Here is a 13,975-nt window from a genome sequence, read left to right as displayed (position 1 = left end):
GCACGAAGTAGAGAATGGTCATAAAATAATTTTATAATATATCTTAAACTGATAATTCCTTTTCAAGTTGCTCTTTCTTTTCAATTAAAGATTTCAATTGCTTTTTGTCTTGCCAACTCCATATATAATGACCCATGAAGCAAAAAACCGTATAGCCAAATGCGGTCATCACAACTAGAGCAAGATAACTATAGTCACTTACTTGGAGCGCCGATTTATTTCTGAATCCAGCAACTGAAGTATGGTAAGTTGGGGCCCAAAATGATATGAAAATCCCGAAACTGATAACCTTCCATAGATTCCTGACAAAATACCCTGCTTGGTTTTTTATATTTTCGATTTTATATTCAGTGGCAAGAAGTGCTTTTCTTTTGGAGTCCATTTTTGAAATAGCAGATTGTCAAATTTATATTAGCTTCATGCTTTCATCTTACAAAACACATCCCAAACCACAAGACCACAACTCACGGAGATATTCAACGAATGTTTCGTCCCAAATTGCGGAATTTCCAAAACCAGATCACTGGCACTTACTACGCTTTGAGCCACGCCTTTCACTTCATTGCCAAATACCAGGGCATATGTGGAATTTGGTTGAGGTGTAAAGTCGTTAAGCATTACCGATTGTTCTGCTTGTTCAATGGAAGCGACAATAACCTGATCAGCTTTGAGTTTTTGGATTACATCCAGGGTATTTTCAACATATTCCCAAGCCACAGTATCGGTGCTTCCCAAAGCTGTTTTATGGATGTCCTTGTGAGGTGGTTTTGCGGTAATGCCACACAGGTAAATCTTTTCCACTAAAAAAGCGTCTGAGGTCCTAAACACTGAACCTATATTATTTAAGCTTCTAATATTGTCTAGAACAATAATAATCGGTGTTTTTTCTGTGCTTTTAAATTCATCAACGCTCAATCGGTCGAGTTCGCTGTTTTTTAGTTTTCTCATTGAAAGTATATGTCCATTCCCGCGAAGGCGGGAATCTCTTAAATATTTATTATATAGTTAAAGGTTAAAGCCCTACAATTTGGTTGCAAGTACTTTAGTTTCTATAAATGTTTTAGCCACGAATACACGAATAATTATATGTTTTTTCATATGCTTTACCAGCTATTTCACGAAGCAGACTTTCAGTCTGCCAATATAAAACTATGTGCTTCCAATTCATAGTGGTTTATTTTACATCTCCACAATTCCGATAGTTATTGGGAGGGAATCTTATTGTTTTATAAACCTCTCAGGTTTTCAAAACCTGAGAGGTTTCAATAACACGCCAATTCAGCTGAATGTGCAAATCTCTTAAATTTCGTCATAAATCCCCGAATGTCATATAAATCTCTCATAATTCTCCGCGTCACACCTTAAACCTCTGCGCGATTCTTTGAAATAATTATTCGTGAATTTATTAAGGACTACCCCGTTCATTAAATGTAAATAACTTCTGCACTTGGCGTTTTCCAAACCCTCAAATAATAAGTACCTTAGCAGTCCTGATATTCAGGTCAAAAATACCACTAAAAAATACAAATCCATTGGCAAAAAAAGTAAAAAAGGAAACTCCGTTAATGAAACAATACAATGCTATAAAAGCAAAGTATCCTGATGCCTTATTGCTTTTTAGGGTGGGCGACTTTTACGAAACCTTTGGAGAGGATGCGGTGAAAGCGTCCAAAATATTGGATATTATTTTGACCAAACGCGGTGCTGGAAGTGATAGTGAAACAGAACTGGCAGGATTTCCACACCACTCCATAAACACCTATTTGCCAAAATTGGTCAAAGCCGGTTGTCGCGTGGCTATCTGCGATCAATTGGAAGATCCTAAACAAACAAAAACGATTGTCAAGCGTGGGGTGACAGAATTGGTAACGCCTGGAGTGGCTTTGAACGATGATATTTTACATTCCAAATCCAATAATTTCTTGGCAGCCGTCTGTTTTGGTAAAAACTTGATTGGTGTATCTTTTTTAGACGTGTCTACAGGTGAGTTTTTGATATCCCAAGGCAATGCGGAATATGTAGATAAATTACTTCAAAACTTTAGACCGAGCGAGGTTTTAATTTCCAAACCAAAACGCAATGAGTTTAGAGAAACTTTTGGTACTGATTTTCATACATTCTATATGGAAGATTGGGTATTTCAAGATGATTATGCCACGGAAACCCTGCTCAAGCATTTTCAAACCAAATCCTTGAAAGGTTTTGGGATTGAAGAATTATATGAAGGTATTGTTGCTTCCGGAGCTGTGTTGCACTATTTGAGTGAAACCCAACATCATAGGCTACAGCATATTACAAGCATCCAGCGCATTGCCAAAAATGATCACGTTTGGATGGATCGGTTCACCATTAGAAATCTGGAATTGTATCAATCTTACAATCAAAACGCAGTGACGTTGATTGATGTAATTGATCGCACAATTTCACCCATGGGCGGACGTTTGTTGAAACGTTGGTTGGCCTTGCCACTCATTGACCTGGATAAAATAAATCAGCGACATGAAGTGGTCCAGTATCTCTTGGACGATGCCGTAATTTTGAAAAAAATTCAGAATCAGATCAAATATATTAATGATATTGAGCGGTTGATTTCAAAGGTGGCGACCGTTAAAATTTCTCCTAGAGAAGTCGTACAATTAAAAAATGCCCTAGAAGCCATTGTACCCATAAAAGCACTCACGCAAAAAACCAATAATAAAGCCTTGCAGCATATTGGTGATAGTTTGGAGTTATGTGAAGAGTTGCGCCAACGTATCAAAGCCACATTAAATGAAGAAGCACCCGTAAACATTTTAAAAGGGAATACTATTTGTTCTGATTTTTCTCCGGAATTGAAAGAACTGAGGTCTTTGTCAACCTCTGGGAAGGACTACCTAGATGCGATGTTACGGCGTGAAAGTGAAATAACTGGCATCACTTCACTTAAAATAGCCTCCAATAATGTATATGGTTATTATATAGAAGTGCGCCACAGTCATCGCGATAAAGTACCCGAGCATTGGATCAGAAAACAAACCTTGGTAAATGCAGAGCGTTATATCACGGAAGAGTTAAAAGAATACGAAACAAAAATACTTGGTGCGGAGGAGCGTATTTTAGCTATTGAGCAACAACTATTTTCTGAATTGGTGCTTTGGGTCGGTCAATTTATTAAACCTGTACAAAAAAATTCAGCCTTAATTGCCCAATTGGATTGTTTATGCGGATTTTCCCAATTGGCTTTTGAAAATAAATACACACGTCCTGAAATCAATGAGACTTTTGCTTTAGATATCAAAAACGGAAGACACCCCGTTATTGAAAAGCAATTGCCACTCGGGGAACCTTATATTGCCAATGATGTTTATTTAGACAGGGAAAAGCAACAAATCATTATGATCACCGGCCCTAACATGTCTGGTAAGTCGGCTATTTTAAGGCAAACGGCCTTAATCGTGCTATTGGCGCAAATGGGAAGTTTCGTGCCGGCCGAGCATGCTATAATAGGATTGACCGATAAAATATTTACGAGGGTAGGAGCCAGTGATAATATCTCGATGGGGGAATCTACTTTTATGGTCGAGATGAATGAAACGGCTTCCATTTTAAATAATATCTCTGAGAGAAGTTTGGTCTTATTAGATGAAATTGGTCGTGGAACAAGTACGTATGACGGTATTTCCATTGCTTGGGCCATAAGTGAGTATTTGCACGAGCACCCCAGTAAGCCCAAAACCTTATTTGCGACTCATTACCACGAATTGAATGAGATGACCGAAACCTTCGTGCGCATCAAAAATTTCAACGTGTCCGTTAAAGAATTGAAAAAGAATGTGCTTTTCTTAAGAAAGTTGGTAGAAGGTGGTAGCCAGCACAGTTTTGGAATCCATGTGGCTAAAATGGCAGGAATGCCACAACAAGTCATTCATCGTGCGAATAAAATTTTGAAGCAATTAGAAAAGTCGCATAGTAGTGAAGAGTTGACCAATAAGGTGCGTACTCTTGAAAGCGACATGCAATTGAGCTTTTTTAATTTAGATGACCCTTTATTAGAGCAGATTAAGGAAGAAATTGTCAATATCGATATTGATGTTTTGACCCCAGTTGAAGCACTTATGAAATTGAATGAAATTAAGCGTATGTTGTTGAAAAAGAAACGCGCATAAAAAAAACGTCTTTTTTTGTTCAAAAGGCTTTGCAATTCTAAGAAATGTATTAAATTTGCCCTCGCAATCCGATAGAGGTCGGAAGTCGTTCTTTAATTTAATTGCACTAATGCGAAAATAGCTCAGTTGGTAGAGCGCCACCTTGCCAAGGTGGAGGTCGCGGGTTCGAATCCCGTTTTTCGCTCAATACCAAAAAAAGCTAAAGTATGGATTCCGCAGCTGCGGGACGTTGTTTAAAGCAATGAGTACTTTATGCATTTGCTCAAGTGGTGGAATCGGTAGACACGCCGGACTTAAAATCCTGTGTCCATTAGGACGTGCGGGTTCAAGTCCCGCCTTGAGTACTTAGGGAGACCTCAACATCTTATAAATTAGATAGTTGAGGTTTTTTGTTTCAATGAATTGTACGATTTTTGTACGATTGGTTTTCTAAAGGGTGTTTTTCCGTAATATTCCGTATAAAATTAATTCGAGTAATTCCGAGTATTTTAAACCTTACTAATCCTAACCATAAACATTTTAATCTCACTGTTAACTCACTGTTAACTCATTGTTTCAAACTCGCTAATTCTCACTATTTTTTAACCTCTGTAATTCTCTGGTATTAAACCGACCAATTCCGACCGTTTTAGATTACCCTTGTTGCTATCTTGTTGTTTTACCCTTGATACAACCTTGACTATAAAACCTTAGTGCAATTTGGCAACTACGCGCGCGGGCGCGGGTGCGGGCGTACTGTTTCGATTTTAGATTTTTGTTTGCCATGATTCCAGTATTCTTAACCTTAGGAATACTTAGGTTTTCTACTATTGGTTCGTCACATTGGCAATTAATTAGGCTCTATTCTCGCGCGTGCGCGTACTGGGTACGCAATTCTTAAAACAGTTCCATCTGCAAAGGGTTGTGTTTTCGTTTTCTGCTGGTCATGGTGTTGGAACTTTTGCACCTAATGTTATGTGCTATCTGTTTTATTTGCGTTGCATGATCTGCATTAATCCAAAGTTTGGATAGGTATTTATTTTTAACCTCTTTGTATATTTTCTTATCGGTTTTGTGGTAGTATCTCAATCCAGTATGTGACAATAAAATACTATCAACTTTCTGCATTGAAATGTTCAAATTAGTGACCTTACAGAAACGTCTGTTTTGATCCGTATTTGTTGAGGTGGAAACTACCGTTTTTAACCGTATATATAAAGGGTTAATTTGGGTAGTATTGGTATTTAGAATTTCACACTTCTTTTTAATCAAATCAGCAATCTTTTTTTTGATGTTGTCGGGTTGTTTTGCTGTTAATCGTTTTAGGTTGTTTCTATGGTATTTGAAGTTATTATAGTTGAGGTCTAACCAAAAATTAATATTGTCGTACTGGTCTTTGTATTTCGTTTTACTGATTATGGATTTATCACATATTAGAACGTTATCCCATTCTTTTAATAAATCAGTTTTGAAGTGGTGCAAGCCGTAATTTAGTAGATTGTTAAGGCTGTAAATTCCTTTACTGTGTAGATACCTCATCTTAGTATATTTTATTTCAAACCTTAGTATTTCTTTGTCAATAGTGAAACCTTTGTTTTTGTAGTGAGTGCGTTTATCGTAAATCTTTATTATATGGCGTTGGTGTTTGCTTTGAATGTAGTTGCCTTCGTCTTTGGTGTAGATCCATTTTAGGCGGTCGGTTTTATGAAGTAAGCATTGATTTAAGATTGTCTTTGTCTTGTAGGGTGGTTCTATGTTTACGCCTATCTCTAAGGTTCTTAAAACGCAGTTGCTTTGCAGTATATTGAAGCATTCTTTTAAATCATTCAAAACCTCATCGAGTTCATTAATTCCAAAATCATTAAAATTGTGTGCGCCATTATTCCAGTACTTATGCAAACTACCTTCTAATGTTAAACGCCTGGAGTTTGTTTTTTCCGTTGGTTCGTAAAGTCGAAATTCCAAACCTTTGTAATATGCTTTTTTAACGTTTTTAAGTTCTCCAGTCTTAGTGTTGACCTCCATCATAAAATCTAATAGCGGGTGCGTTTCGATATAGTCGAAGTCCGTATTGATTAGATTTAGTTTGATGAAGTCAATCACAAATAAAGGCATATATTTGTAATAGGTTTACGTTGCCGTATTCCTAACATTTGAACAATTAAAGGCGGTCTTTTATAGTCCGCCTTTTTTTGTCTTATAGTTATAGATTAGTATTTTGTAGAAATGCTTTAAAACGGCTCAAATCATCCTTATAGAAGTTTGGATAGTTTAAGTCTTTGAAATAGTAAACCGTTAAAGTCTGCCTTAGATCCGAAAACACAAATACTAATTTGGTTCTGCCTTTTTGCGTGTCGCCTTTATAAATGTTTTGTGATTCTGTTTTGAATAAACCAGTAAGGCGGGGTTTCTGCCATTTGTTATCGTTGCGGGTTTGTATCCAGTAAGTAGGCGAAGATTTCGCACATTCTCTATCTACACTTAAATTGAGTAGTTCCGTTAAATCGGTTATATCTAAGTTGCCGTTAGTAAGTTGGTAATGTGTAGTGCTTTTAAACTTACCTAAGTTCGTTGCATCGTATTTTAAAACGATTGGTTTGGTTGCCGTATTCATAATCATTTGTTTAGTTTGATTAATGAATTTTCGACCTCACTACGTTTGTAGTAAACACGCCCGCCTATTTGGTTCGCGGTCAATATTTCCTTCTTTGTCCAGTTGTGTACGGTTGACAAATCGACTGAAAGCATTTCGGCAACTTCTTGACGTGTCAAAAATTCCGTAGGCTCTTTAGGTGTGAAGTTCTTTTTTAAATCGCTTAATCGTTTAGAAACAACTTCGTCGATTAACTCGATTAGTGCGGTTGGCGTTGTGCCAATGAATTGAATTTGTTGCATTTGCTGAAAATTTATATTGTTAATATTTCAGCAAATATGAAGTGCTTTAAAGCGGTTCAAAGGTTACTAACGTATCACTAACGTTTGGTTTCTTTAGTCATGTAATCGTATAGACTCGATTTTAGTTTATCAATAAAAAGGGTTTCACTACCTGTATTACGTTTTTTAATATCTGTTATAAGCTTATCAGGATTATTGACTTCAATATTAAAAAATCTGGCAAAAGAGTTAATTATATCCTTTTGTTTGCCTTTTACATTTCCATTTTCAATAAGAGACTTTGTTAATTCAATAAGTTCGGTTGGTGATACATTGAATTTAATGTTTGTATTTAAAAAATCAACATGGTTTTGAGACTCATTATTTTTAGTCTTAATACTTAATGATTTTAAGTAATCTAAAATGTTTAGGAATGTATATTCAAGTCTCTTTCTTGGAGTGTTATACACTTCTAAATATTCTTTGTGCGTAATTTTGTCAATTACATCTTTCATAAAATTCTCACCAGTTAGGAGTGTTTCAATATGTTCGTGTCCGCTTGTTGACTTGAGATAGGTTACATTTTTTAAACAAATCTTATAATGATTTATGTTCTCAATAACAAACTGCATTTCGCTGCAATCATTAAACACTTCAATGTATTCTTTATAGTCTATTTGGTAATTTTCTTTAAAGTCTTTTAAACTATAATGAGTTTTGATATTCATTTGAACAATTTTTTTACGTTGCCTTATTTAGTTTTTCATTATCTCTATTGGTCCAATACGCCTAAATATATAATCATCTGTTTTTGTTTCAAATGACCATCTTTTTTTTGGATCTTGTTTAAGAAAATAATCTAAACCGTAAACTTGACAATCTTTGAACTCGTTTGATAGTAGGAAACCATTGTGCAAAGTCGTGTTTCTAATGTCTGTATAAACTGGTTTGATTAAGTCGTTAAATGATTGGTTTGATATTCCTACCCTACCAGTAAGACAATTTGGATAGGCTTCTAAAAGTTTTAGATTGTGTTTTCTTGAATAGCCAAAACCGACCTCATCAAACGACCCATCCCATGAAATGATATAAATTGTATGCACCTCCGATGGTATGTATTCATTGGTTTGGTTACATAAGAATGAGCATCCTTCAAGTTGAGGTGTTCCCATGTCAAAAAAACTTTTTAACTCTATGTAAGATCCTTTATTGTGAACTAAAAACGTTGTTACTTTCATAGTTAATTGAGTGTTTTAATTTGATGAGGTTTAAACGATTGTTAATCGGTTGTTATTTGTTTATAGAGTGCTTTAGTTTTGATTTGATGCAGTTTTAATCACTGTTAAGGTTGTTTCTTTTTTGTCCTTTAGTGCCTGGAGTGTATAGAAGTCTGCTATTTGTTGGGCGAAGTCTAAACTATCTTTGCCAATGTAGTTTAATAGCATCTTTTCGCTACTGTGGGCGGTTATCTGCATGATTAGGGTAGTAGGTAGTATTCCGTATAAGTTGGTAGCAAATGAACGTCTGCAAACGTGTGAAGATATTAATTCCCATTTTTCATAAACGCCATCAATTTTGCGTTTCTTTTTGTTTCCCTCGCCTTTTTTGGTTACTGTGATTAACCCGCCATTAACGAGTTCGTTAATTTCTGATAATCTGCAAACCTCTTTGATATGTTCATTAAATTTCTGAATTGATATTTTGTAAGGTAGTCCCGTTTTAATGATTTCTTTGGTTGTTTCCAGTACTGGAATAGTAACATTTTTACCAGTCTTTTGTTGTTTTAGTTCAATAACCTCTAAGCCGTTACGATTAATAAAATTGGTTTCATTCAGTTTTAGCAAGTCGCCACCTCTTTGACCTAAGTTGCACCCTAACAATAACCATTTGCGGGCGTTTTGGTGCGCTTCGTTTAGTAGGTTGGTTTCTGCTATCTTTTTAAGTTCATCGGGTGTTAGATAAAGTATATTATCGTTTTGCGGTTTGGTGCTATCAATTTTTTTATACTGTGGATTTGTTTCAATTCCATAAATATCAGCATCATTGCAAACGGTTTTTAAATCTGCAATCTTTTTGAGTGCATAACTCTTTTGATATTGTTTTGTATTAAGTAGATGTTTCAAAAAATCCTTTGCAAATCCTTTGTTTACGTCCTTGACTTTTAAGGCTTTGTTTCCTTGGTATTCAGTAATCATGTTTTTAAGTGACTTATAACTATTAACCCTACTTAGAGAAATGCCTATGCCACCTTTGGCGTTTTTGCGGGTTGGTGCTTCATCAATAATACTTTGAATTGCATCGGTTAATAAGTCGCTTTTTTGGTTTTCAGTTACTGGATTGTAAAAAAGATCCATTTGAGTATCTAACCAGTCTTTGTCTATGTTGGCTTCGTTGGTTTGGTTAAAAGCATCCAGTATAAAGTTTTCGATTTTTAATAAATCTGCTTTTACCTCAACTTGTTTGTTTTTAGTTTCAGCATCCTTGGAATTGCTATTGTGTTTTTTCCAGTATGGTTTATCAATACGGTATTTCGTTTTAGTACTGTAAACAAAATCGGTATAGGGTAGTTCTAAGTATTCGTTTTTTTCTTTGTCAAAAACTTTAGAGGGTTTGTTATTATCTCTAAATAATAATCGAAGTGTAAGAGGTGCGACGTTCTTAGATGAACGTAAAAGAAAGTTAACCGTTGCCATTTTAGTAAGAAATTTTAAACATTTGAACACTCAAATATAAACATTAAAATCTAATTTGTACGGCTTGTACGATTTTTGTACGGTGGATTTGCAGTTGCTTCAATTTCGTTGCATTTCGTTCAATACGCGTGTAGGTCAATAAATGCGGACAAAGTATGGAGTTTGTTAATGATTCCCGTATTTTTTATAAGGTTTTATAAGGTCTGAAATAGTGGGTTTCAAGTCCCGCCTTGAGTACTAAGCCTTGATAATCAATAGATTATCAGGGTTTTTGTTTTTTATATAGGAATCAAAAAAAGACCCACCAAATTGATGGGCCTTTTATATAACCTAACTCAAAATTAGTTATCGTCGCCAACAACTTCTTTGGCAGCGCTATCCACAGCTTTGCCTGCTTCTTTAACTTCCTTTGCTGCATTATCAATCGCTCTTCCAGCTTTTTCAAGGGCGCCATCTGCTTTTTCAGGAGCTTTGTCAACTTCCTTTTCAATAATGATGACTGAATCCTCTTTTTTATCTGTATCTCTACAAGATGTCAATGATAAGCCTAGCGCGAGCACCATGGCAGAACTAAATAGTAATTTTTTCATTAAGATTGTTTTAGTGTTTATTATTAATTCAAAGTTATAAAATTCGTTAACAACCTCATCGTACAACGTTGCTAGCTAATTACAAAGATAGCTCATAATTTGGATCACTGCGCCTTTGTTATTTTTAATAAAGGCGCTATTCAAATGGCCAAGGGCTTTTCTTTCTTCAGCATTTTTAATTAATCGATCCAATGTATCCTGTAGTTCTTCCTTGTTTTTTATGCTGAGGACACCGCCATTTTTTATCATTTGAAAGGCTTCCGGGAATTTCTTGTAATTCTTTCCAATGATTATCGGGACGCCAAATACCGCAGGTTCCAAGATGTTATGAAGACCGGTCTGACCCATTCCTCCTCCAACATAAGCGATATCTGCATAACTGTAGATCTTGCTCAAAATCCCGATGGTATCGACAATGAAAACTTCAAATTCTGCAAGATTGTGATCGTCTTTTTTTGAAAACAGTACGGTTTTCTTGTTAAGCTGCTTCGCAAAATGATCAATTTGATTGCCCTTTATATTATGGGGTGCGATTATGAATTTCACATCCTTTGATGTCCTACGATTGATATACGAGATAAATAAAGCTTCATCCTCAGGCCAGGAACTTCCTATAACCACACAGGGCTTTCCGTCTCTGAAATCTTCAATAAATGAGAGTTTATTATTCTGTTGGAGTTGATCGGAGACCCGGTCATAACGGGTGTCTCCAGCAATGGTGACATTGTTGAAATGAGCTGAATTCAGTAAATACTGCGAGCTTTTATCCTGTACGAAAATATGTTCGAACGTGCTTAAGGCATCCCGCATCATTTTGCCATAAAACTGAAAATAGGATTGTTCTTTTCTGAAAACGGCAGAAATCAAAATGGCTCTTAAATTTCGTTTTTTTAATTCGCTGAGGTAATTTGGCCAAATCTCATATTTCACAAAGATGGTCAGTTCCGGATTGACCAGTTCTAGAAAACGCTTTGAATTGTTTTTAGTGTCCATTGGAAGGTAAACAACCACATCTGCAACGTCAGTGTTTTTGCGGATTTCATAACCTGAAGGAGAGAAGAATGTCAATACTATTTTATGCTGAGGGTTTTCCGCTCTCAGTTCTTTGAAAATAGGAAGCCCTTGCTCATATTCACCAAGGGAGGCGCAATGAAACCAAAAGGTTTGATCCTGACTTGCTAGGTGTTCTTCTAAAATCTTATAAGTTTTTGAACGGCCATCAACACCTAATTTTAATTTTTTATTAAAAAAAGCGAGAATTTTGAGCGAAAATTCTGCGATAAAAAGTGCTATGTTATAGAGTGCCTTCAAGAAGAATTATTTCTGCTAAAATACATTTCTTTCCATTAAATTACTTTAAAACTACTCGGGAATTTTTGCTACTTTACTTATATATCATGCCTGTTTCATCATTAAAAATGAAATTAAACCTTTAGGAATGATTGGTATAAGCTGCGCAATTTCGTAATTTCGTAACCTCATAAATGCTTAGGATTTTAACTATCAATTCTACATATAACTAGATGAAAAAAATACAAATGGTTGATCTTAAAGGTCAATATCAGAAAATTAAGGATGCGGTTGATGCGTCTATTACAGAGGTTCTTGACACTACGGCTTATATTAATGGACCGCAAGTACATCTGTTCCAGAAAAATTTAGAAAACTATCTTGATGTCAAGCACGTCATTCCTTGTGCCAATGGTACAGACGCCTTGCAAATAGCCATGATGGGACTTGATTTAAAGCCGGGAGACGAGGTTATTACTGCCGATTTTACATTTGCCGCCACTGTTGAGGTTATTGCTTTATTGCAGTTGACGCCAGTTTTGGTGGATGTGGATCCAAAAACCTTTAATATTGATGTTGAAGCCATAAAGAAAGCCATCACACCAAATACTAAAGCGATTGTTCCGGTGCATTTATTTGGACAATGCGCCAATATGGAAGCAATCATGGAAATTGCGGAAGAACACAATTTATATGTTATTGAAGATAATGCCCAGGCAATCGGAGCAACTTATACATATAGTGATGGTAGAAAAACGAAAATTGGTACGATAGGCCACGTGGCATCCACGTCATTTTTTCCTTCTAAAAACTTAGGATGTTACGGTGATGGCGGTGCCATTTTCACCAATGACGATGATTTGGCACATAAACTAAGAGGAATCGTAAATCACGGAATGTATGAGCGTTATCATCATGATGTGGTGGGCGTAAATTCGCGATTGGATTCTATTCAAGCGGCGGTTTTAAACACCAAACTGGACCATTTAAATAGTTACAATGCTGCCCGATTGAAAGCTGCCAATGCTTACGATAAAGCTTTTGAAGGCCATGAGAATATTGTAGTTCCTTTTAGGGAAGGTGCTCCAGATAATCACGTGTTCCACCAATATACATTGAAAGTTAAGGACACCAATCGTGATGCTTTGGTCAAACATTTAAATGACAACGGTATTCCTTGCGGTGTTTATTACCCAATTCCACTGCATCTCCAAAAAGCGTATAAAGATTCAAGATATAAGGAGGAAGATTTTGTCGTCACGAATCAGTTGGTAAAGGAAGTCATTTCTTTGCCTATGCATACTGAATTGGATGCTGAACAAATTGAATTCATAACATCTACAGTTATTAATTTTGTAAATTCAAATTCATAAATGAAAAAGGTTTTAGTAACAGGTGGTTTAGGTTTTATCGGTTCACATACGGTTGTTGAATTGCAACAAAAGGGTTTTGAAGTGGTCATTATTGATGATCTTTCTAACTCTTCAATTGATGTTTTGGCCGGAATTACTGCGATTACCGGGAAAGCGCCAGCTTTTGAAAAGTTAGATTTAAAGGAGAAATCCAAAGTGGAAGCATTTTTTGGCAAACATCAGGATATTGTTGGCGTCATTCATTTTGCAGCAAGTAAGGCTGTAGGTGAGAGTGTTGAAAAACCCTTGCTCTATTATGAAAACAACATCAACACCTTGGTGTATGTTCTTAAATCACTTCTGCATTTACCAACACAAAATTTTATTTTCAGTTCCTCTTGTACGGTTTATGGACAGGCTGACGAAATGCCAATTACCGAATCGGCTCCCATAAAAATGGCAGAGTCGCCTTATGGGAATACCAAACAAATTGGAGAGGAAATTATTAAGGACACGTGCAAGGTCAATTCCACTTTAAATGCCATTGCCCTTCGTTATTTTAATCCGATAGGCGCCCATAGCAGTATCAAAATAGGCGAATTACCAATTGGAGTACCACAAAACTTGGTACCTTTTATCACTCAAACCGCTGCAGGTCTGCGCAAGGAACTTTCCGTTTTTGGAGATGATTATCCAACGCCAGATGGCACCTGTATCAGAGATTATATTCACGTAGTCGATTTGGCAAAGGCGCATGTGGTAGCTTTGGAAAGATTAGTTGGCAAAAATAACGCTACCAATTATGAGATTTTCAATTTGGGAACCGGAAAAGGCAGTTCTGTTTTGGAAGTCATACAATCTTTTGAAAAAGCCTCAGGTCAGAAACTAAATTATAAGATTGCTCCAAGACGTGAAGGTGATGTCATTCAGGCTTATGCCGATACGACAAAAGCTAACACCGAATTGGGATGGAAAGCAGAAACCAATTTGGACGATGCCTTGTTATCCGCTTGGAAATGGGAAAAACATCTCAGAAACATATAAACTCACAA

13 protein-coding genes and 2 tRNA genes are annotated in these 13,975 nt (G+C 36.1%); 5 read left to right on the top strand and 10 right to left on the bottom strand.

The window, feature by feature from the left end:
* Positions 1-43 precede the first annotated feature (43 nt).
* Together VLZ86_RS01485 and VLZ86_RS01480 are read right to left on the bottom strand one after the other, a co-directional pair.
* Positions 44-382, bottom strand: coding sequence for a hypothetical protein (locus VLZ86_RS01485; RefSeq protein ID WP_325447993.1), 339 nt, complete (start codon positions 380-382; stop codon positions 44-46).
* 35 nt (positions 383-417) lie between these two features.
* Positions 418-948, bottom strand: a complete 531-nt coding sequence (locus tag VLZ86_RS01480; protein WP_325447991.1) for an RNA methyltransferase — start codon at positions 946-948, stop codon at positions 418-420.
* Positions 949-1,532: 584 nt separating this feature from the next.
* Between VLZ86_RS01480 and mutS the strand changes: the two genes are divergently transcribed.
* The 3 genes from mutS (at position 1,533) to VLZ86_RS01465 (ending at position 4,489) form a co-directional block, all read left to right on the top strand.
* Entirely contained in the window at positions 1,533-4,145 is a 2,613-nt protein-coding gene (mutS, locus tag VLZ86_RS01475; RefSeq protein ID WP_325447989.1) for a DNA mismatch repair protein MutS, read from the top strand.
* 111 nt (positions 4,146-4,256) lie between these two features.
* Positions 4,257-4,329: transfer RNA gene (locus tag VLZ86_RS01470), tRNA-Gly, on the top strand.
* Positions 4,330-4,405: 76 nt separating this feature from the next.
* Positions 4,406-4,489 (top strand) — tRNA-Leu (locus VLZ86_RS01465).
* A 532-nt stretch (positions 4,490-5,021) separates the two neighbouring features.
* Here the strand turns inward: VLZ86_RS01465 and VLZ86_RS01460 are convergent.
* The 8 genes from VLZ86_RS01460 to VLZ86_RS01425 form a co-directional block, all read right to left on the bottom strand.
* A complete protein-coding gene (locus VLZ86_RS01460) occupies positions 5,022-6,227 on the bottom strand; it encodes a hypothetical protein (protein ID WP_325447987.1) in 1,206 nt (401 codons plus the stop codon).
* 100 nt (positions 6,228-6,327) lie between these two features.
* Positions 6,328-6,738 carry a hypothetical protein gene (locus VLZ86_RS01455; RefSeq protein ID WP_325447985.1) on the bottom strand — a complete coding sequence of 137 codons (411 nt, stop codon included), beginning with the start codon at positions 6,736-6,738 and terminating at the stop codon, positions 6,328-6,330.
* A 2-nt stretch (positions 6,739-6,740) separates the two neighbouring features.
* Positions 6,741-7,019, bottom strand: a complete 279-nt coding sequence (locus tag VLZ86_RS01450; RefSeq protein ID WP_325447983.1) for a helix-turn-helix domain-containing protein — start codon at positions 7,017-7,019, stop codon at positions 6,741-6,743.
* 77 nt (positions 7,020-7,096) lie between these two features.
* The gene (locus VLZ86_RS01445; protein ID WP_325447981.1) at positions 7,097-7,726 is read right to left on the bottom strand and encodes an RteC domain-containing protein; all 630 of its coding nucleotides are present in this window, start codon (positions 7,724-7,726) and stop codon (positions 7,097-7,099) included.
* A gap of 27 nt (positions 7,727-7,753) precedes the next feature.
* The gene (locus VLZ86_RS01440) at positions 7,754-8,236 is read right to left on the bottom strand and encodes a hypothetical protein (protein ID WP_325447979.1); all 483 of its coding nucleotides are present in this window, start codon (positions 8,234-8,236) and stop codon (positions 7,754-7,756) included.
* Between the two features lie 72 nt (positions 8,237-8,308).
* The gene (locus VLZ86_RS01435) at positions 8,309-9,691 is read right to left on the bottom strand and encodes a tyrosine-type recombinase/integrase (protein ID WP_325447977.1); all 1,383 of its coding nucleotides are present in this window, start codon (positions 9,689-9,691) and stop codon (positions 8,309-8,311) included.
* Positions 9,692-10,032: 341 nt separating this feature from the next.
* Positions 10,033-10,281, bottom strand: coding sequence for a hypothetical protein (locus tag VLZ86_RS01430; RefSeq protein ID WP_325447975.1), 249 nt, complete (start codon positions 10,279-10,281; stop codon positions 10,033-10,035).
* A gap of 75 nt (positions 10,282-10,356) precedes the next feature.
* On the bottom strand, positions 10,357-11,592 hold the full coding sequence (locus tag VLZ86_RS01425) for a 3-deoxy-D-manno-octulosonic acid transferase (protein ID WP_325447973.1): 1,236 nt from the start codon (positions 11,590-11,592) through the stop codon (positions 10,357-10,359).
* Between the two features lie 212 nt (positions 11,593-11,804).
* Here VLZ86_RS01425 and VLZ86_RS01420 point away from each other — a divergent pair, with 212 nt between their 5' ends.
* Both VLZ86_RS01420 and galE read left to right on the top strand, forming a co-directional pair.
* The gene (locus VLZ86_RS01420) at positions 11,805-12,944 is read left to right on the top strand and encodes a DegT/DnrJ/EryC1/StrS family aminotransferase (RefSeq protein ID WP_325447971.1); all 1,140 of its coding nucleotides are present in this window, start codon (positions 11,805-11,807) and stop codon (positions 12,942-12,944) included.
* On the top strand, positions 12,945-13,967 hold the full coding sequence (galE, locus tag VLZ86_RS01415; RefSeq protein ID WP_325447969.1) for a UDP-glucose 4-epimerase GalE: 1,023 nt from the start codon (positions 12,945-12,947) through the stop codon (positions 13,965-13,967).
* The last annotated feature ends 8 nt before the right edge of the window (positions 13,968-13,975 follow it).

It is taken from the genome of Gelidibacter sp. (assembly GCF_035515035.1).
Lineage (GTDB): Bacteria > Bacteroidota > Bacteroidia > Flavobacteriales > Flavobacteriaceae > Gelidibacter.
Note: the sequence above shows the minus strand (reverse complement) of the source record. Positions and strands in the feature narration are given on the sequence as shown.